This window comes from Pedobacter sp. KBW06 (assembly GCF_003852525.1).
In the GTDB taxonomy this organism is placed as follows: domain Bacteria; phylum Bacteroidota; class Bacteroidia; order Sphingobacteriales; family Sphingobacteriaceae; genus Pedobacter.
Genome location: NZ_QAJL01000003.1, coordinates 1,292,527 through 1,312,903, shown reverse-complemented (window position 1 = coordinate 1,312,903; position 20,377 = coordinate 1,292,527). Strand labels below are relative to the sequence as shown.

Genomic DNA, 20,377 nt, shown 5'->3' with positions numbered 1-20,377 from the left:
ATTATTTTTTAGAGTAGTTTACCTAATTCCAGAGAAAGGGCCTTGTTGGATGCAATGATTCCGGAATCAGTGATTGATGCATATCCTCCTGCTTCTTCTACCAGTAAAGCGCCGGCAAGCCAGTCGTAGATGTCATTTCCATATTCCCAGAACCCATCGATCCGCCCTGCGGCAACGTACGCCAGCTGCAAAGATGCAGGTCCTAAAAGGCGCAAAGCAAAGACCTTTGGCATAATCTGACTTACACTTTGAAGGGTCTTGTTGACGAGTGCGTTCTCTTCCGGAATATTATTGGGATGGACCGTAGACACGATGGCATCTGAAAGCTTTTTTTTGCCGTTTACGCTGATGGGCCTGCCATTGAAGTAAGCGCCTTGTCCTTTGATCGTGCTAAACAATTCATCTCTTTCTGCATCATAAATTAAGGCCATCAGAGGTTTTTGATCGTCCATTAACGTTAAAGTAATGCACCAGGGGTAAAAATCCTGAAGAAAATGTATTGCACCGTCAATGGCATCGCAAACCCAATATAGCCCTTTTATAGCTCCTGACGTTTGTCTTTCCACATCAAATTCGGCATAAGACCATTTGATTTCCGGAGCGATTTTCTGCAGTTCTGCTTTTATCTTATTGCCTGAGAAGTTGTTTGCGATATTAAACTGACCGAATAGGGCTTCTTTATTGTCGGCCCGTACCGAGGGGACTTGCGTTGCTTTTAATTCTTTACCTATCTTAATGATGATCTCACTGCTTTGTTTTAGTAATTTTTCCATTTGATGTCTTTGTTTGCTGACCTTGCAAAGGAAAGGCAATTTCTCCATCCGGAATTGAACAGTAGGCGGGAAGAATTGGACGATTCAGGGTTTAGGGCTTAATCATGACATCGTTACCTCCGTTTATCTTTTACCTTGTATATTTGTCCAAAATCATTTGTTATGCAAGAGATCAAAAAATATGTAGAAGAAAACAAACAACGTTTTTTAGACGAATTGTTTGAGTTATTACGCTTCCCATCGGTAAGTGCTGACCCTAAATATAAAGGTGATGTGCTTAAAACAGCCGATTTTGTTGCCCAGAAACTGAAGGACGCAGGTGCCGATAAAGTAGAGATTTGTGAAACCGCGGGTTATCCGATAGTATATGGTGAAAAGATCATTGATGAAAAATTACCTACGGTTTTAATCTACGGACATTACGATGTTCAACCTGCAGATCCTTTGGAGCTTTGGAAAACGCCTCCATTTGAACCTACGGTGCGTGATGGTAAGATTTATGCACGTGGTGCCTGTGATGATAAGGGCCAGTTTTACATGCATGTAAAAGCTTTTGAGCTGATGATGCAAACCAATACCCTGGCTTGTAACGTTAAGTTTATGATTGAGGGAGAGGAAGAAGTAGGTTCTGCAAACCTTGGTGTTTTTGTGAAAGCAAATACTGAGCGTCTGAAAGCAGATGTAGTGCTGATCTCTGATACTTCAATGATCAGCATGGAAAATCCTTCTATAGAAACCGGTTTACGTGGCCTCGCTTATATGGAAGTGGAAGTTGTTGGTCCAAACCGCGATTTGCACTCCGGAGTTTATGGTGGTGCTGTAGCGAACCCTGCAACCATTTTATGTAAGATGATTGCTTCATTACATGATGAGAACAACCACATCACGATTCCTGCTTTTTATGATAAGGTACTGGAATTGTCTGAGGAAGAAAGAGCTGCATTAAATTCAGCGCCTTTTGATCTGAATGAATATAAAGAAGACCTGGACATCAATTCAGAATGGGGAGAGAAAGGTTACTCTACTTTAGAACGCACAGGAACAAGACCAACCTTAGAGGTGAACGGAATCTGGAGTGGTTATATTGGCGAAGGTGCCAAGACCGTATTGCCTTCAAAAGCAAATGCGAAGATCTCTATGCGTTTGGTTCCTAACCAGACTTCTGAAGAAATCTCTGCCATTTTTGCGAAGCACTTTGAAAGCATTGCTCCTGATTATGTGAAGGTGAAAGTTACGGCTCATCATGGTGGTGAACCGGTAGTTACGCCAACAGATAGTGTTGCTTATCGTGCAGCTGAGCAGGCGATCCTGGATTCATTTGGTAAGAAACCAATCCCTACCAGAGGTGGTGGAAGTATTCCTATCGTTGCTTTATTTGAGAGTGCGCTGGGTATCAAATCGGTATTGTTCGGATTTGGCTTAGACAGCGATGCTTTACACTCGCCAAATGAGAAATACGATATCTTTAATTACTATAAGGGAATTGAGACTTTGCCTTTATTCCACAAATATTTTGCGGAGTTGAGTAAATAAGTTCTTGATTTTAAAAGGAATATATAGTTATTCAAAAAAGGGCAGCCAAATCGGTTGCCCTTTTGTATTTTTACGCCATGCCGCCATTAGTTCCACCCAAGCCCCCTGCACCCAGAAAAACAACCAGAACTGCGAAGTCCGCGATTCCGGGGAAAAGACCTGCTGCAAAAAGAAAGGTGACAAAGAAGAAAAAGCCTTTGGCAATGGAATGGAAAATAGCTATCGCCGGACTTTTGCTCGTTCTGCTTTCTCCATTTTACTATGGATATGTGATTAAGGGCTTTACGTCAACATGGCGCTGGATTAAAGATTGGGGCCAGGATCCCAACTACAGGACCTATTCCAGCTTTGACATTCGCATTCCCAAGAAATACAGCATTCATGGCATTGATGTTTCCTATTATCAGGGAAAGATCGACTGGAAGAAGGTCAGGGCGATGAAAGAGGATGAGGTACAGGTGAAATTTGCTTTTATCAAAGCAACTGAGGGGATATTGAGTGTTGATCCCTATTTTCAGCGGAACTGGAGGGAAGCGGCAAAAGCTGGGATTATTTGTGGTGCTTATCATTTCTTCAGGCCCCAGAAATCGGGCGAATGGCAGGCCAAGTTTTTTCTTCAAACGGTGAAATTCGAAGAGGGGGATTTACCTCCGGTGGTAGATATTGAACAGCTGAATGGAGTTGCGCCCGCCAATATGCGGAAAGAGCTTCAGGAATTTATCAGCTATGTTGAAAAGAGGACAAAGGTAAAACCAATGATCTATTCCGGACTAACCTTTTATAAAGACTACCTGAAAGGTCATTTTGATGAATATCCTTTGTGGATTGCACATTACCATCAGGCAAAGCTGAAAGTCAGCAGTGATACCAACTGGTCTTTCTGGCAGCATTCTGATAAAGCCCGGATTACCGGGATCAATCATGTGGTGGACTTTAATGCTTTTAATGGGGATAGTACGGCATTTGAACGTTTAAGGATTCCCAGGATCCTCAGCTATTAGCCATGCGTTCCTCCCATGTTATGACAATGATTTAATTTTTCATGGAAATGGATCATTTTTTCCATCGTCTCCGTCATCATTTCCAATTGTTTTTTCCCAATCAGTTTTACATATTTCCTGGCCAGTAAGGCCGATTGTTCGGTCACCTGGAGGTAGAAAGCCCTTCCTGCTTCCGTAAGTTCCAACAGGTTTGCACGGGCATCTGTTGCACTCTTTTCTACTTTAATCAATCCGGTCTGCTCCAATTCCTTCATGATTTTTCCTGCTGCCTGTCTGCTGACTTTCAGGTTTGCAGCAATGGCACTGCTGGACTTTCCATTCAGGCCAACGGCCATAAAAAAAGGCATAAATGCCATGTTGAAATGCGGCTGGTGGAGATTGCAGATGTTTTTATCGCCCCAATCGTCTGTGAGCTTTTTGAGAACGTATAGCTGTTTGAAGATAACAGCATGTTTTTGGTGGTCTTCCATTGGGTTTGTCAGGGATAATTAGTCCAATATTGGGTCTATAGTAAACTTAGTTTACTAAATTAATGAGTTTGTTTTGGAATAACAAGTGCTGTGGAAAAAGTTTGGGTTGATTTTGTTAATATTGTAGAAAGGAGGTAGTATGAATGAGGAAATTATGATCCGAATCAAAGTGCTTGAAAAACTGACGGTAGAAGAATATCATTCTTTAGGGGAGACAGGGTATCGCTCTGATGCTGTTTACGACATTAACAGGGAGGGTGATGAACTTCATTTTTCCTTCTCTTTTTCGTTGCGAAAGCTGGAAATTCCATATCAAAAACAGCGCTCTGCCTCTGCCGAGGATCTGGAAGATTATAACCTGATCATTGACCAGGGACATTCTCTGGGGGCCTATCATCGGGAACAACTGGTAGGCGTATTGATTGCGGAAGAAAGGACCTGGAACAATTCTTTATGGATTGATTACCTGGAGGTGAACGCGGAGTTTCACCGTCTGGGCTTTGGTGCTGCTTTAATCAGAGCAGCCGTTGAACAGGCCCGAAAAGAGAAGTTCAGGCTCATTATGCTCGAAACTCAGAATACCAATGTCCCTGCAATCTTGTTTTATCGGAGTCAGGGATTTGAAATTGATGGCCTGCAGTTTTCTCTGTATGACGGAGAACCGGGAGAACAGGCTGTTTTTATGACTTATCAGCTGTAGGTTTAGTGGTTTAAATGATCCATTTCTCGCAGGTTTTCAGGAAAGCCGGATCTGCATCTGCACCGATTCCGGAATTTTCAGGGACATCGAGAAAGAAGCCGTCGTAGGTTAATCCGCCAATTACCGGGTCAACTAAATGTCCCAACAGGCAGGTGTCCAGGTCAAAGAAAACTACATTCGGACTGGACAAGGCAAAATGAAGGTTTGCTGTCAGGGCAATCCTGCTTTCCAGCATACTGCCAATCATACATTTTGTGCCGGTTTGCAGGGCAATTTCATGGATTTTTTGTGCTTCCAGGATACCGCCGGATTTTGAGAATTTGATGTTCAGGTATTCGCAGGACTGGCTATTGATCAGTTTACGGGCATCATGGTGATTGTAACAGCTCTCGTCTGCCATAATTTTGATGGGAGAATTCGCTTTAAGTTCCGGTAACCTATCGTCGAACCAGGTCCGCATCGGCTGCTCACAGAATTCAATATTAAAAGGAGCCAGTACACCCAGTGCATATAGGGCATCGTCAAAATTCCATCCCTGATTGGCATCCAGGCGTATGGTCATCACATCACCTACTGCCTCCCGGACTTGGCGGACCCTTTCTATGTCCTCATGAACTTTTTTTCCGAGTTTAATCTTCAGGATACGACAGCCTTGTTTTTGGTATTTTAAGGCAGACAGCGCCATGTTTTCAGGGCTATCAATGCCAATGGTCATGTCTGTTTCCACACTTCGCTTCTGACCTCCCAAAAAGCGGTATAGAGGAAGGTCTGCATGTTTGGCGGCAATGTCAAATAAGGCCATATCAAAAGCGCTCTTTATGGTGCCATTATGTGCAGCATAACCCAGAAGATCATTCATTCTTTCCGGAATGTCCAGCGGATCTTTACCGATCAGAATCTGTGCGAAATCCCTGGCCATGGCCAGACAAGTTTCCTGTGTCTCCCCGACAATCATCGGGAAGGCCGAGCACTCCCCAACGCCATGAATGCCAGCATCGGTGTAAATACGGATGAGCACGTTTTGTGCAAAATGCATGGTACCTGTTGCAATCACAAAAGGCTCCATAGGGATGCTAAAGCGGTAAATTTCGGTATGAGTGATTTTCATGAGCTGATGGCTTGATGTTCCGGACACAGGTAGAACGCATTGATTTTTTGTAACAATTGATCAGGCGCTTTGTTCTGGTTAAATGTATTGAAAAGTCCATTATTGACAGATTGATCAAGGATTTCTCCATTGACAACCTTCAGGAGATACGGGAAGCCAGTTCGATCGTTAATGTCATAAAGCATGTGGGAAATGAATCTCCGGCTGAAACCGGACTCCGGAATCCTTCCATTTAGAAAAATGATGCTGACCTCCGGACTTAAAGCCGGTAAGACAATGGTTTCAATAAAAAGCTGACTTCTGGTGTTGTTGTTATAGCAAAAAAGGGATTTTCCTTCGATAGATTGCAGGAATTCCTGGTATTCATTTCTGAAAAGACGATCGTCCTGACCATCATGGAAGGCTCTCCATAACAAAGAGACGGAGAGGATCATTACCCCCAGAATGACTACTGGTAAATACATCAGAAAATAAATCACATACAGGATACCCCTTGCGTACCTCATTTTTCCATTTTTTACTTTTTAACTGTAATTGTTCTCCCGGTAACGAGGTGAAAGTTATAAACCTTATATAGCCCATCATCAGAAGTTTCAATGTCTTCCACCAGACCAGTCTTACTGAAGGTATCCGTCACTAAATCGCCTTTCTTTACTTCCTGTAGTACTTCCGAAGGAGTATCTTTATTTAATCTGATCATGTTCTTGTTGGTAAATTATCTTTAAAGATATCACCATCCCTCGTGTTTTCTGTCATTTTGTGTAATAAAAAATAATGGAGATTCTTATCTTTTTACCTTTATAGCATGAATATGGAACCTAACCGTCTGATTAACGCTTCCTCTCCCTATCTGTTACAGCATGCCTATAATCCTGTAAACTGGTATGAATGGGGGAAAGAAGCTTTGGAGAAAGCAAAGAAGGAAAATAAGCTGATTTTGGTGAGTATTGGTTATTCCGCCTGTCATTGGTGCCATGTGATGGAGCGGGAGAGTTTTGAAAACCCGGAGGTTGCCAAAGTGATGAACCGCCATTTTATCTGTATTAAGGTAGATCGGGAGGAAAGGCCCGATATCGATCAGATTTATATGCTGGCCATCCAGCTGATGACGGGCAGTGGGGGCTGGCCGCTAAACTGTTTATGTTTACCAGATCAAAGGCCCATTTATGGAGGGACCTATTTCAAAAAAGAAGATTGGATAAATATTCTGGAAAATGTAGCTGATCTCTGGCAGCATGAACCAGATAAAGCAATACAATATGCCGATCGCTTAACAGATGGGATCAGGAACGCGGAGAAAATCATCCCAAATATAAAAAGAGAAGCTTATACGAAGGAGCATCTTACTGAGGTGGTAACACCCTGGAAACAATATTTTGATCTGTCTGAAGGTGGTTATAACCGGGCTCCTAAGTTTCCTATGCCCAACAACTGGCAATTTATGCTTCGTTATAGTTTCCTTGCCGAAGATGATGCGGCAGATGCCGCTGCCATTTTAACGCTGGAGAAAATGGCCCTGGGGGGAATTTATGATCAGATCGCCGGAGGCTTTGCACGTTATTCGGTAGACGGAAACTGGCATGTGCCTCATTTTGAGAAAATGTTGTATGACAATGCACAGCTGATCAGTCTATACGCTGAAGCCTATCAGTGTCACCGTCTGCCGCTGTTTAAAGAGGTTGCTGAAGAAACGATTGCCTGGCTGGCGAGAGAGATGACTTCGGACGAAGGTTTGTTCTATTCGGCGCTGGACGCAGATAGTGAAGGTATAGAAGGAAAGTTTTATGTCTGGGATATGGCGGAACTCGAAACATTGAGTTTTGACGATCGTGCTTTGCTGATTGCTTATTATCACATTTCTGAGCAAGGAAACTGGGAGGAGGAACAAACCAATATCCTGTTGAGAAAACAGACCAATGAAGAATTTGCCGCAGAAAGAGGAATTCATCTGGAGGAACTGAAACAGAAGCTAAGCGATGTCAAACTGAAACTTCTGACCCAAAGAAGTAAAAGGCTGCGGCCCGGACTTGATGATAAATGTCTGACTGCATGGAATGCGATGGCAATTAAAGCGCTGGCGGAAAGTTCAGAGATCTTTGATCAAAAGGAATATTATCAGCTGGCTAAAAGAGCAGCTGATTTTATACTTGATAAGTTAAAAACTCCGGAAGGGATGCTGTTCCGGAATTTCAAAAACGGAAAAGCAACAATTTCAGGTTTCCTCGATGACTATGCTTTTTTTATTGAAGCCCTGATCAGCTTATATCAGGCTGATTTTGATGAAAAATGGCTAAATGAGGCAAAACAGCTGACTGATCAGGTGATTGCAAATTTTGCAGATCCTGAAAGCCCAATGTTTTTTTATACGCCGTCGAATGGAGAAGCACTAATTGCCAGGAAACATGAAATTATGGACAATGTAATTCCTGCATCGAATTCCGTTATGGCGCAAAATTTACACGCTTTAGGTTTGCTTTTTGACGAGGAAAGCTATGTTGATCAGGCAACTGTAATGCTGGCTGCCGTACAGCCTCAGATTAAAACCTATGGTTCTGCTTATTCAAACTGGGCCATTCAGTTGTTAAATGAAGTGTTCGGTGTAAGCGAGATCGCGATTACAGGAAAAAATGCAGGAATGCTGAAAAAGGAAATTAATAGTCGTTATATTCCCAATAAAATTATTCTGTCAGGAACAAATTCAACACTTCCTTTGTTAAAAGATAAGGGAAGCATTGAAACAAAAATCTATATTTGCCGAAATAAAGTATGCCAGTTGCCAGTAGCTACTGTTGATGAAGCATTAAAATTGATAACTAAATAACATTATAATGAGTATTAAACCCAATACAGTAGTATCATTAACGTACGAATTGCATACGACTAATGAAGAAGGACAACAAGTTTTTGTAGAGAAAGCAGATGAGCAAAATGCACTTGTATTTCTATATGGTACAGGAATGATGTTGCCAAAATTTGAAGAGCATTTGGCAGGATTAAATGTTGGTGATGAGTATGGCTTTGAGCTTACTGCAGCTGATGGTTACGGTGAATTGGATCCGGGAGCTTTTGCTGATTTGCCAATTGATATGTTTAAGGAAGCTGGATTACCTGCTGTAGGTGATGTTATTCCTTTGCAGGATAACCAGGGCAATCATTTCAGAGCAGGTGTTACTGCGATCCATGAAACTGCCGTTTCTGTAGATTTAAATCACCCTATGGCTGGAAAAAACCTGATTTTTGCAGGTAAAATCCTTACTGTACGTGAAGCGACTCAAGAAGAATTAAGTCATGGCCATGCACATGGTGCTGATGGTCACGAAGGTCACTAGTAGATCTTAGTTTATATTAAAATAGCCTGTATCGTATGATACAGGCTATTTTTTTTGGTTAATTTTCAACATACTGGTTGATCAGTTTGTTGTTTTTTTAGTAGTTTGCATATTTTTTGCAAATTTGATGACTTTCGATAAGTGTTTTTCTTTTTTAGGGATTTAAGACTTTGAATTCGAGATTGAATGGACCGAATTTTCTCGAAATTTAAGCAATTGAATTCTGATACTTCCGTTGTTTTCTTACTCTAATGTTACTTTTAGGTTGTTTTTATTTTATTTGCAAAATTTTATTGCAAAAAATATGCAATATGAAATAAACAATTCTATATTTGAGACTAATAAACTGAACCAACCAACCAATCAACCACCTAACCAAAACCAAACATGATTCGAAAACTACATTTATGCTTAATGTTGCTGATACCGTTAATGGTATGCTCAGGACGGGTTTTTGCAAAAGAGGCCTTCCCGGTAACCTATAATAAAAACTTAAGGGAAATCAAGGGCAGGGTAACCGCCTCCGACGATCAGCTGTCCATACCTGGTGTATCGGTGGTTTTAAAATCAGATCCGAAAACCGGAACCAAGACTGACGAGAATGGAAACTTTGCTTTGAGGATTCCAGATGGTCCCCAGGTCCTGATTTTCACTTATGTCGGGTACAAAAGGAAAGAGGTATCTGTAAACAGTGAAACGATGATCGATGTGGTTCTGTCTGTTGCTGAGGAGAACACTTTAAACCAGGTAGTCGTGACTGCCATGGGCATCAAGAAGGACCGGAAAGCTTTGGCTTACGCGCTGACTGAGGTGAAAGGGACTGAATTTACCCAGGCAAGGGAAACAAATCTTGCCAATGCGCTGGTAGGAAAAGTTGCTGGTGTAAATGCAACCAGTACAGCTACAGGACCGAGTGGTTCCAGCCGCGTCATTATCCGTGGTAACGGTTCCCTGAATGGAAATAACCAACCTTTATACGTAGTAAATGATATGCCTATTGACAATACCTTATTGGGGCTTCCACAAACTGAGGGTTATACTTCTGACGGGATTGCCAATGGTTTAAACATAGACAGAGGAGATGGGATTTCGGGAATCAATCCCGACGATATTCAAAGCATCACTGTGTTAAAAGGAGGAACGGCTGCGGCCCTGTATGGCTCATTGGCCTCTAATGGGGTAATTCTCATTAAGACCAAGAGAGGTGCTGCACAGAAAGGTGTCGGCATCGATTTTAACTCTGCATTTACAATGGAATCACCACTGGTGATCCCAGAATGGCAATATGAATATGGGTCCGGTAAAAATGGTGTTAAACCCCTTACTCAGGCGGAAGCGATCGCTGCGGGACGATCTTCCTGGGGTGCCAAAATGGATGGTTCTGATGTGATCCAGTTTGATGGGGTCAAAAGACCTTACAGTCCACAAAAAAACAACATTCAGAATTTCTACCAGACCGGAACTACGACGACCAATACACTCGCGCTTACCGGAGGAAATGAATTTGCCAATGGAAGATTTTCAGCTTCTGATATGAACAACAGAGGGATTGTTCCCAATACCAATTTCAATAGAAAGACCTTCAACTTTGCGGGTGAACTTGTGTTGAGCAAGTGGTTAAGAATTGATGCGGTAGCACAATATAACCTTGAAAATGCTAAAAACAGAACCGTGGTAAACGATGCTTATGGCAATCCGAACTGGGGAACTTATCTGATTGGAAATACGGTAGATATCCGTAACCTCTCTCCTGGATATGATGCGAACGGAGATGAAGTGGCCTGGAACCCTGTTCCCATTGCCAGTAATCCTTATTTTGTAGTGAATAAGTTTGAAAAGAACGATACCAGGAATCGTTTTTTATCCATGGTAAATGTGAAATTAAATGTATTACCTGAACTATTTTTCAATGCGAGAATTGGTCAGGATTATAACAACTTTAAATATTTTGGAGTGGTTCCAAGTAAGTCTCTATACACCCCTTTAGGTGGTGCCAAAGAGGAACGTTCTAACCTTACCACCATCAACACCGAGGCTACGATCAATTACAACAAGCAAAATCTGTTTAAAGATTTCTCTTTGAATGCTTTGTTTGGCGTCAATAACCGGTCTTCTACCAGAGATGAGGTGATCATTCAGGGGAAAGATTTTATTACGCCTGGATTTTATTCTGTTTCCAACCTTGGAACAGTAAATCAAACCTATCCTTATGGGAAAACCAAGACTTCTTCTTTATTCGGATCAGCGGATTTCGACTACAAAAATCTGGTGTTTTTGACAGTAACTGGTCGCCAGGACTGGTTTTCGACACTTGCTCCAAAAAACAACACTATTTTTTACCCTTCTATTGGAACGAGTGTGATCCTTTCTCAGATTGTTAAAATGCCTTCATGGATTCAATTTGCAAAGTTAAGGTCTTCATGGGCACAGGTTGGAGGAGCTACACCGGAACCCTATGCGTTAAACCCTTCTTATACGATGATTCAGAATGGGCACCTGGGGCAGCAGCTGCAGCAGGTAACGAGTACCAGAATTCCTAATCCAAATTTAAGCCCATTAACTTCTACCACTTTCGAAGCGGGATTTGAGGCTTCTTTATTCGATAACAGGTTGGGAATTGATTTTGCCTGGTATGATAGGAGTACGACCAAAGACATTGTAGAAACTACCGTATCTACAAGCTCGGGCTACCGTACTGCCCTATTGAACGTGGGAGAGATCAGCAATAAAGGAGTAGAGCTCTTAATCACCGGAAAAATCATAGACAAACCTGATTTCTCCTGGAGCACAAGTGTGAACACTGCTTATAACAAAAACAAAGTATTAAAGCTTGCTGAGAACCTGAATTCTATTGTCATGGCTAGTGCAGTAAACGGATATGCTTATATCTATAGCCAGGTGGGAAGTCCATATAGTATCATTATGGGAAGAAGGGAACTGAAGGATGCAAATGGAAAGACAGTATATAATGTTTCAGGAGGCGTAGCTACACCAGTTCCAGGGCCGCTTGAAGAGCTTGGACAAGGTGTGCATCCATGGTCTGTTGGTTTTTCCAACGATTTTAAATATAAAAGATTTAGCCTGAATGTATTGATTGATGGCAAGTTTGGAGGAAGTCTTTATTCCGGGACAGATTTGTATGGTACAAGAATGGGTTTAACGAAAATGACGCTTGCAGGTCGGGATACTGGAGTCCCCATCAATGGAGTAGATGTATCCGGAAAACCGGTGAATATGGTAATCGACCCATCCTTGCTGGAAAAATACTACGGTGATGGTTTCAGGAATATCTCTTCATTGTTTGTGTATGATGCCAGCTTTATCAAACTTCGTCAGGTTGTACTGAGTTATCAGTTGCCGGTTAGTAAGGTGAAAATGCTATCCAAATTGAGTTCTGCAACGCTTTCCCTCGTAGGTCGTAATCTTTTTATTCTGTACAAGAAAACACCAAATGTAGATCCTGAATCTGTATTTAGTGCAGGAAATGCCCAGGGGATTGAGCAGTTTGGCGTGCCCCGTACCAGAAGTTATGGATTAAACTTAAGTGTTAAATTTTAAAAAATATTCCGATGAAAAGATACATATACTATATAAGTGCGGTAATGATCCTGGCCATATCAGGATGTAAAAAAGATTTTGGTGACCTGAATAAAAACCCGAATTCCTTGTCTACGCCGACTCCTGCATTTTTGTTTTCCAAATCGCTGCTCAGCACGATGAGTAACAGTTATTACCTGACCGGGGTGTTAAATCTAGGTGGCTTTATCCAGCATTATGCGACCTATAAAGAAGTTTCCGGGATAGGAGATAAATATTTTGCCAATGATTTTTATCAGGCGCCCTATTTCACGGACGGTTATCCCACTGCCGTAAATGAAATTGAGGAAGTGATCCGGGCAGTTAAAGCAACTCCTTCGGAGGTCAATAAATTAAATGTGGCACGCATCTGGCGGGTATACATTTACCACAGAATGACTGATCTTTATGGCGATGTACCCTACAGTGAAGCTGGAAAAGGGCTCACGAGTCTTAACTTTACCCCTAAATACGATGCACAGGAAACCATATATAAAGATATGCTGAAAGAGTTGGATGAAGCTGCCAGCGGACTTGATGCCGCAAAAGCCTCATATGGAGGTAACGATTTTATTTACGGTGGAGATGCCGGGAAGTGGAAGAAGTTTGCCTATTCACTGATGCTTCGTCTTGGCTTAAGGTTAACTAAAAAGGATGCCGCTCTTTCTGAGACCTGGGTGAAAAAGGCAATCGCCGGTGGCGTTATTCTGAATAAAGAGGATAATGCGATCATGAAGTATAGTGATGGTCCGCAAGACCTGAACCGTAATCCTACAGCAAGGGAATCAAGAAGCAGGGATTTTTCTGCGAACTCTTTCGGTAAAAATAACATTGAAGGTGGAAAGCTAAGTGCAACCTTTATCAATTATCTGAAAAATAACAACGACCCGAGACTGAGTGTTTATTCCGGGGTTTGGGTTGGAACAACACAGGATTCTGGTCCTGCCATTCAAAAAGGATTTCCAAATGGAACCGGAACAGCGCCTTCGGCGAATGACCTGGGTACGTATTCTGAGCCTAACCAGAATACCGTATTCAGACTTGACGCGCCATTATTGGTGCTTGGAAATGCGGAAACCAACCTTTACCTCGCAGAAGCTGCAGCCCGCGGATGGAACACCCTTGGAACTGCAAGCCAGTTTTATGTTAAGGGGGTGACCGGATCATTTGATAATGCTGCTATGTACGGTAGTGCTTATGCAATTTCCTCAGATAAAATCAATCAATACCTTACCGCTCACCCATTCAATGTTGCCGGAACGTTTGATCAGCAAATGGAGCAGATCCATACCCAGATCTGGGCGGCCTTATATATCGATGAATATGAAGTGTTTTCCAATTGGAGAAGAACAGGATATCCGATATTGGTTCCAGTCAATTATCCAGGGAATGTAACAGGCGGAACCATTCCAAGAAGGTTAATTTACCCGAATGCCGAAGGCGCAAGCAATGCGAAAAATTTCCAGGATGCCATTTCGCGTCAGGGAGCAAATACCTTAACCACCCGTGTATGGTGGGATAAACAGTAAACAATTTAATACTCAATTTTTATAATAAATACCATGAACTTATCAGCCCAAGAAGCATTTTTGAAATTAGATCTAGTGTTGCCTCCAGCCCCGCAGCCATTAGGAATTTATAAGCCGTTTTTAGTAGACGGTAAATATTTATATTTATCAGGACATGGGCCGGTACAAACGGATAAGTCGTTGATTATTGGCCGGATTGGGGAAGATATGGATATGGAAGCAGGGAAGTTGGCAGCCCGCCAGGTAGGACTCACCATGTTGTCTACTATCGTGACTAACTTTGGTAGTCTTGATGTCGTAAAACGCGTTATCAAAGTGTTAGGGATGGTGAATTGTTCCGCAGACTTTGAAAGACACCCTTATATTATCAATGGATGCAGCGAATTATTTGCTTCAGTTTGGGGACATGAGAATGGAATCGGCGTACGTAGTGCAGTAGGGATGGGCTCTTTGCCGGATAATATTCCGGTAGAAGTAGAAGCTGTTTTTGAATTACATCAATAATGTGTTAGACTATGTTTATAATAGATGCTCACCTGGATCTCAGTATGAATGCCATGGAATGGAACAGAGATTTAAGGTTGCCCGTGCAGGCGATTCGTGCCGTGGAAAAGGGAATGACGGATAAGCCTGACCGGGAAAGGTCTACGGTTTCCTTTCCTGAGCTCAGGAAAGGAAACATCGGTATTGTTGTCGCCACGCAGATTGCCCGTTACGTAAAGCCCGGAAGTGTTATTCCGGGTTGGAACTCTCCGGAGCAGGCATGGGCACAGACACAGGCACAGCTTTCCTGGTATAAAACGATGGAAGAAGCCGGGGAAATGGTGCAGATCAGCAATGCGAAACAACTGAAAGTGCATTATGAACGATGGAATGACGGAACTCCTAATGAAAATAAGGCAATTGGCTATATCCTGAGCCTTGAAGGTGCAGATTCTATCGTAGACCTCAGCTACCTGGAAAGAGCGCATCAATATGGGTTAAGAGCGATCGGTCCGGCACATTATGGTCCGGGAAGGTATGCCAATGGAACGGATGCAACCGGGGAAATGGGTGCTCAGGGCCTGGCTTTACTTAAAGAAATGGAGCGCCTGAACATCATTCTGGATGCCACACACCTTTGTGACGACGCATTCTGGCAGGCCTTAAATCATTTCTCAGGACCTGTCTGGGCGAGCCATAACAATTGCAGGGCTTTTGTAAATCATAACCGTCAATATAGTGATGAACAACTTCTTGCCCTGATTGAACGCGGTGCAGTGATTGGGGGTGCTTTAGATGCCTGGATGCTTGTACCTAACTGGCAGAGGGGTGTATCTACACCACAAAGTATGAATTGTGATCTGGAGAAGGTGGTAGCCAACATGGACCATATTTGTCAGCTTGCAGGAAATGCACATCATATAGGAATAGGCTCCGACCTGGATGGGGCTTTTGGAACAGAACAATCCCCATTAGATCTGGATACCATTTCAGACTTGCAAAAGATGGTTGCCATGTTTTCCGCAAAAGGTTATTCTGCGGAAGACCTGGACCATATTTTTCATCAAAACTGGCTTAATTTCTTATACAAAGCCTGGAGCTAAGGACGTCAATTAAGCTGGATTTTCCGCAAGGGCATTACATTTTTCACAAGTACCGTAAGCAGTAGTGTTTACGGTTTTTGCTGTAAAGCCCTTTGGCATTTTCAGCTTAGGTACAACTACTTCAAGGCAATAGATCTTTGAACAGGTGGTACAGTTGAAGTGTACATGTTCGTCATGGTGGTGGTCTTCTGAACAGGAAGAGGAGCAGATGGCATAGTTTGCCGTCCCGTTCATGTCCATGATGCGGTGAAGAATCCCCTTATCTTCATAAGTGTTCAGGATTCTGTATAAAGTTACCCTGTCGATTTCCTTACCCAGCTTTTTCTCCAGCTCCGGCTGAGAGATGGCTACAGTATCCAAAGCAATTTCTTCCAGTACACGCACCCTTTGTCTGGTGTGTTTCAGGTCGTGCTCTTTTAAAATATTTACGGGATCTAGTCTCATGATTATATTGATTTTGCATTTACCAGGGAAATAGGAGGGTTATCCATCGCATTGCCTGGGTTTAATTTAAGCGTACCTTTCACTACAATGGTCTTGTAGGTGAATTTGATCGGCTCCGCCATTTCTACCAATACCATAATGGGAACACCATTCTTTCCACAGTAAAAACATTGGTTTATAGGTAACGTTGAAAGCATGAATTTCGTCTGTTTCATGCCATCCTTAATGGGAACGATATAACCTTCCAGTTCAAAAGTTTTGTTCGCATGTTTCTTGATCTCAGGAGTATAAACTGCATACATTTCTGAATCCTTTACGATCTTAAAATCAACACCGCCTACCACATCCCAGTTGTCAGATAAGATCTGATCATCAGGATTGTGTTGAGCTTTAACCGCAAATCCGGTAAACAATAGAACTACAAGAATTAATCGTTTCATCATCATATGTTTATTTATGATCCTTAAGCTTAACTTATTGATCTTTTTATATTTCTTCTAATTTTTTGACAGAATTCTGGAAATATTTGACCGATAAGCCTGCACTGCAGGAATAATAGCTGCAAATATACCAATAGCTAGGCCAGCAACAAATAAATAAATTTCATCCTTCAGGAAAACCAGGCCGGTTAACCTCGCCTGACTGCTCTCCTGGTAGTTTCCTATAAATTGAAGTGCAAGATGACCTAAAGCAATTCCGATTAGTGTACCTGCAAGGGTAAGAATAATACCCTCGGCGATGACGATCAGGAAGAGTTTCCCCCTGGAAGCACCGAGTGTACGCATGATGGCCAGATCGTATTTACGCTCCTTAAGCGAATTATAAAGGTTTACAAAGACACTGATCGCTGCAATCAGCATAATCAATACAGCAAACCATTGTAAGGTTTCCACTCCAACACCAATTAAAGAAAATAAGCGGGTGCTCTCCTGAGCTGGTGAAGCGGCCTGCATATTGGTCGTTTCATTTACCATTCTTGGAAAGATGGCTACTGACATTGGAGAACGATACTGAATCAGTAATGAGGTCAGTTCTTTTCCTTCATCACCATGTTCCTCTTTATGATGATTCTCACCTTCTTTATGCTCATGGGCTTCCCCTTCTTCATGGTCGTCGTGCATTTTCCACACACTGGCGATATTGGTTAGGATGAGGTTGTCTGTCACATTTCCCTGAGGTGCCAAGATTCCCGATACTGTGTATTGATGACTTTTGTGAACATCACTGCTGCCCGTCAGACCATGAGCACCGTAAAAGGTATCACCTACTTTTAATTTTTGACTTTCTGCAACGCTTGCGCCAATGGTTGTTTCAAAATCCTTAGTCCATAATTTTCCGGTCTGCACTTTCAATTTATAGATGGCTACAAAGTTACTGTCGGTCCCAACAATTCGGGTTCCGTTATAGTTATCGCCCAGGGCAAGAGGAACAGCTCTTTTTACAAATGGGCTGCGCGACAACGCTGTTGCTTCTTTTAACGGGATATTCCCTGTCGGAAAGTCGATGTAATAAATGCTGCTGAGGATTAACTGTAGTGGACTGCCTTTGGCCCCAACTACCAGGTCAATGTCTTTAGAATTGTTGTCCAGCTTTTGGGCAATCTGATTGGAAGCCAACAATAAAATGGTTAGAATTCCAGTGCCAAAAGCAATTAGCAGCATATTTAGTGCGGAAGACAACGGTTTAGACCATAAGCTCTTCCAACTGATCTTTAACGGGCTCATGATAGTTCGTAAGTATTGGTAAATGCATCCTTCACTCTTTTGTCGTGCGTAGCGACTACCAGGGTAGCCTGATTGGCACCGGATTGCTGCATCAGCAGTTCCAGTACTGTTGCCGCATTTTTATCGTCCAGACTGGACGTAGGCTCATCTGCAATCAGTAAAGCTGGTTTATTAATTACTGCTCTGGCGATAGAAACCCTTTGCAATTGTCCCTGGCTTAATTCATCAGGATAGGCATTTTTCCTGCCTTCAATTCCTAAGGACTCCAATACCTCGTTTACACGTTTTAAATCTGTAGGGAGCTTAGCAAAACTTTGAGCTAAAACAAGATTTTCTGAAATGCTAAGGCTCTTGATCAGGTGTGGTCGCTGGAAAATGATGCCAATGTTCCTGCCTCTGAACTGATCAAGATCTTTAGCTGATAGCCCGTAAATGGAGGTGTTGTTGATCTGTACTTCTCCTTGTTTTGGCTTTAATATGCCAGTCAGGATATGGAGAAGGGTCGTCTTTCCGCTCCCTGATTCACCAAGAAGCAGCCATTGTTCCCCATCATTGATTTGCCAGTCGCTAAAGCCGATGTCCTTCTGGCCGGCATAACTATGTGATACAGATTTTAAAGAGATCATAAATGTTTGCTATTTATCATGCGGCTTTTTACATATTTCAGGTATAGCTGTTTGCTATCCATTTGTGTATGGTTACAACCTGGGTTGATCATACTTACAAAAAGTAAAAATACGCCAAATATAAGTTTCTTGTTCATGTGATGTGTATTTGCAAAAATAGTACATGCAATAAGATTGCAGGTACTATCCGTGTAAAGTATTTGCTACTGCATTCATTTAAATTATTGATGTGTACAACTGCGGGTATAGCGCCAGTTGATCAGGTGCGCCGCGGCAATGGTAAATCCACCCAGGGGAATTAAAACGGCTTCCAGATCGGTGATGAGGTAATGGCCGCAGCCGATTAAGGCAAAGCCAAGAATGAGAACCAGGACAGGAAGCACTTTTTTATGTTTAGGATAGGAGCGGGCCAATGACCAGGTACCAATGAGGAGGGAAAGACAGATCATGCTAACTTCCACCCAGCTATGAGCAAGGAAGCTTAAACCCCATAAAGGTAGGGTGGTGATGAGGAATGGAAGTGCGGCACAGTGGATGGCACAAGCTATGGAGGCTGTCATGCCTACCTGATCTAAACGGCTGGATCTTAATAAGGGTTTCATCTTAGAATTTTTAAACATAAAGCGTATGAACTATTGAGTTACAAATATAAAAGCAATATTGTTGCATTTGAAATAATGCAATGTATATTTGCAACTTAATTGCAATGATATGAGAAAACTATTACCTGTTACTGTGCTCAGTGGATTTCTGGGAAGCGGTAAAACTACCTTGCTAAACCATATTCTTCACAACAAGCAGGACCTGAAGGTCGCGCTGATTGTAAACGACATGAGTGAGCTCAATGTTGATGCCCGCACTGTTGAAAACACGCACACCTTATCACGAACGGAAGAGAAACTGGTAGAAATGAGTAATGGTTGTATCTGTTGCACCCTTCGGGAAGACCTGATTGCCGAAGTGGAAAAACTGGCAAATGAAGATCGGTTCGATTACCTGATTATCGAAAGTACGGGGATTTCGGAGCCCATTCCGGTGGCACAAACCTTCAGCTATGTTGATGAAGCAATGGGAATCGATTTAAGCAGGTTCAGCAGACTGGATACTATGGTTACAGTGGTCGACTGCTTTAACTTTAAGAAGGATTTTGGAACTAATGAATTGCTGCTCGACCGGGATTGGGTAGATGACCGCGCAGACAGGCGTACGATTGTGAACCTGCTCACCGATCAGATCGAATTTGCCAATGTTATTCTCCTGAATAAGACAGACCTGATTACCGGGGATGATCTAAAGCTGATCAGAGCAGTGATCCACAAATTGAATCCTTCGGCAAAACAGGTAGAAACCGCCTTCAGTAAGGTTGCACTTTCCGAAATATTGAACACCGGCCTGTTTGATTTTGAAGAATCATCGCAGGGGGCGGGTTGGATCAGAGAGTTAAATACTGAACATGAACCTGAGACAGAAGAGTACGGAATCAGCAGCACAGTCTTTCGCTCTCCACGCCCTTTTCATCCTGAACGTTTCTGGGATTACCTGAATGTCAGTTTTCCAAACAATGTGTTGCGGACTAAAGGGTTATTCTGGCTGGCACCGATGCCTGATCGTGCACTGAATTTCTCTCAGGCAGGAGGCTCTTTGAAAGTGGAAAATGCAGGCACATGGTGGGCAAGTATGCCTTTACAGGAAAGGCTTAACTATGTAGATTATGCGGATAACCGGGATGATATTGAACGGAAATGGGACCGTTATTTTGGAGATCGTTTAAATGAACTGGTATTTATAGGCCAGGACCTGGATAAAGTACAACTGAACAAGGAATTAAATTCCTGCTTGTTGAACGATGATGAGCTGATCAGGTATGCACAGCATGAAGAATTTAAAAATCCCTTTGAACGAATGCTTTGATATTTATGGAGTCTTTATTCTGGCTGTAAGGTCTGACTCAAGGCCCTAAACAGCCAGAAATAAAAAC

The 20,377-nt window shown here is 42.5% G+C and carries 20 protein-coding genes; 10 read left to right on the top strand and 10 right to left on the bottom strand.

Translation table 11 applies throughout. The features are described 5' to 3' along the window. Nucleotides 1–8: 8 nt before the first annotated feature. Nucleotides 9–773: an inositol monophosphatase family protein gene (locus tag DBR43_RS20340; protein WP_158622557.1), complete on the bottom strand. Its 765-nt coding sequence runs from the start codon at nt 771–773 to the stop codon at nt 9–11. A 162-nt stretch (nt 774–935) separates the two neighbouring features. Between DBR43_RS20340 and DBR43_RS20335 the strand changes: the two genes are divergently transcribed. Next, nucleotides 936–2,306, top strand: coding sequence for a dipeptidase (locus DBR43_RS20335; protein WP_124584129.1), 1,371 nt, complete (start codon nt 936–938; stop codon nt 2,304–2,306). A gap of 77 nt (nt 2,307–2,383) precedes the next feature. Next, nucleotides 2,384–3,307, top strand: coding sequence for a glycoside hydrolase family 25 protein (locus DBR43_RS20330; protein ID WP_124584127.1), 924 nt, complete (start codon nt 2,384–2,386; stop codon nt 3,305–3,307). On the opposite strand, the gene DBR43_RS20325 is transcribed toward DBR43_RS20330, so the two are convergent. Further along, on the bottom strand, nt 3,304–3,777 hold the full coding sequence (locus DBR43_RS20325; RefSeq protein ID WP_124584125.1) for a MarR family winged helix-turn-helix transcriptional regulator: 474 nt from the start codon (nt 3,775–3,777) through the stop codon (nt 3,304–3,306). The genes DBR43_RS20330 and DBR43_RS20325 overlap by 4 nt on opposite strands. Nucleotides 3,778–3,916: 139 nt before the next feature. Here DBR43_RS20325 and DBR43_RS20320 point away from each other — a divergent pair, with 139 nt between their 5' ends. After that, nucleotides 3,917–4,477, top strand: coding sequence for a GNAT family N-acetyltransferase (locus DBR43_RS20320; protein ID WP_124584123.1), 561 nt, complete (start codon nt 3,917–3,919; stop codon nt 4,475–4,477). Nucleotides 4,478–4,487: 10 nt separating this feature from the next. Here DBR43_RS20320 and DBR43_RS20315 read toward each other — a convergent pair whose 3' ends face one another. The 3 genes from DBR43_RS20315 to DBR43_RS20305 are packed head-to-tail and all read right to left on the bottom strand — an operon-like array spanning nt 4,488 to nt 6,285. After that, complete coding sequence (locus DBR43_RS20315; RefSeq protein WP_124584121.1) at nt 4,488–5,585, bottom strand: mandelate racemase/muconate lactonizing enzyme family protein; 1,098 nt, start codon at nt 5,583–5,585, stop codon at nt 4,488–4,490. Further along, nucleotides 5,582–6,091, bottom strand: a complete 510-nt coding sequence (locus DBR43_RS20310; RefSeq protein WP_124584119.1) for a hypothetical protein — start codon at nt 6,089–6,091, stop codon at nt 5,582–5,584. Before DBR43_RS20310 ends, DBR43_RS20315 begins: the two co-directional genes overlap by 4 nt. Nucleotides 6,092–6,102: 11 nt before the next feature. Continuing rightward, nucleotides 6,103–6,285 (bottom strand): hypothetical protein, encoded by a 183-nt coding sequence (locus tag DBR43_RS20305; RefSeq protein WP_124584118.1) that lies wholly within the window; start codon nt 6,283–6,285, stop codon nt 6,103–6,105. A gap of 105 nt (nt 6,286–6,390) precedes the next feature. Between DBR43_RS20305 and DBR43_RS20300 the strand changes: the two genes are divergently transcribed. From DBR43_RS20300 to DBR43_RS20275, 6 genes are all read left to right on the top strand, one after another. Next, nucleotides 6,391–8,406: a thioredoxin domain-containing protein gene (locus DBR43_RS20300; RefSeq protein ID WP_124584117.1), complete on the top strand. Its 2,016-nt coding sequence runs from the start codon at nt 6,391–6,393 to the stop codon at nt 8,404–8,406. A gap of 7 nt (nt 8,407–8,413) precedes the next feature. Next, entirely contained in the window at nt 8,414–8,914 is a 501-nt protein-coding gene (locus DBR43_RS20295) for a peptidylprolyl isomerase (RefSeq protein WP_069377787.1), read from the top strand. Nucleotides 8,915–9,301: 387 nt separating this feature from the next. Next, the gene (locus DBR43_RS20290; protein ID WP_124584116.1) at nt 9,302–12,472 is read left to right on the top strand and encodes a SusC/RagA family TonB-linked outer membrane protein; all 3,171 of its coding nucleotides are present in this window, start codon (nt 9,302–9,304) and stop codon (nt 12,470–12,472) included. An 11-nt stretch (nt 12,473–12,483) separates the two neighbouring features. Beyond that, nucleotides 12,484–14,019, top strand: coding sequence for a SusD/RagB family nutrient-binding outer membrane lipoprotein (locus tag DBR43_RS20285; RefSeq protein WP_124584115.1), 1,536 nt, complete (start codon nt 12,484–12,486; stop codon nt 14,017–14,019). Nucleotides 14,020–14,052: 33 nt separating this feature from the next. Next, nucleotides 14,053–14,523: a RidA family protein gene (locus DBR43_RS20280; protein WP_124584114.1), complete on the top strand. Its 471-nt coding sequence runs from the start codon at nt 14,053–14,055 to the stop codon at nt 14,521–14,523. Nucleotides 14,524–14,534: 11 nt separating this feature from the next. Beyond that, nucleotides 14,535–15,605, top strand: coding sequence for a dipeptidase (locus DBR43_RS20275; protein ID WP_124584113.1), 1,071 nt, complete (start codon nt 14,535–14,537; stop codon nt 15,603–15,605). Nucleotides 15,606–15,614: 9 nt separating this feature from the next. Here the strand turns inward: DBR43_RS20275 and DBR43_RS20270 are convergent, their stop codons facing one another. The 5 genes from DBR43_RS20270 to DBR43_RS20250 form a co-directional block, all read right to left on the bottom strand. Beyond that, on the bottom strand, nt 15,615–16,049 hold the full coding sequence (locus DBR43_RS20270; protein WP_124584112.1) for a Fur family transcriptional regulator: 435 nt from the start codon (nt 16,047–16,049) through the stop codon (nt 15,615–15,617). A 2-nt stretch (nt 16,050–16,051) separates the two neighbouring features. After that, the gene (locus tag DBR43_RS20265; protein ID WP_233603060.1) at nt 16,052–16,489 is read right to left on the bottom strand and encodes a hypothetical protein; all 438 of its coding nucleotides are present in this window, start codon (nt 16,487–16,489) and stop codon (nt 16,052–16,054) included. A gap of 57 nt (nt 16,490–16,546) precedes the next feature. Next, nucleotides 16,547–17,773, bottom strand: coding sequence for an ABC transporter permease (locus DBR43_RS20260; RefSeq protein ID WP_124584111.1), 1,227 nt, complete (start codon nt 17,771–17,773; stop codon nt 16,547–16,549). After that, a complete protein-coding gene (locus DBR43_RS20255; RefSeq protein ID WP_124584110.1) occupies nt 17,770–18,399 on the bottom strand; it encodes an ABC transporter ATP-binding protein in 630 nt (209 codons plus the stop codon). Before DBR43_RS20255 ends, DBR43_RS20260 begins: the two co-directional genes overlap by 4 nt. A gap of 221 nt (nt 18,400–18,620) precedes the next feature. After that, complete coding sequence (locus DBR43_RS20250; RefSeq protein WP_124584109.1) at nt 18,621–19,001, bottom strand: MerC domain-containing protein; 381 nt, start codon at nt 18,999–19,001, stop codon at nt 18,621–18,623. Between the two features lie 109 nt (nt 19,002–19,110). Between DBR43_RS20250 and DBR43_RS20245 the strand changes: the two genes are divergently transcribed. Next, a complete protein-coding gene (locus tag DBR43_RS20245) occupies nt 19,111–20,310 on the top strand; it encodes a GTP-binding protein (RefSeq protein ID WP_124584108.1) in 1,200 nt (399 codons plus the stop codon). The last annotated feature ends 67 nt before the right edge of the window (nt 20,311–20,377 follow it).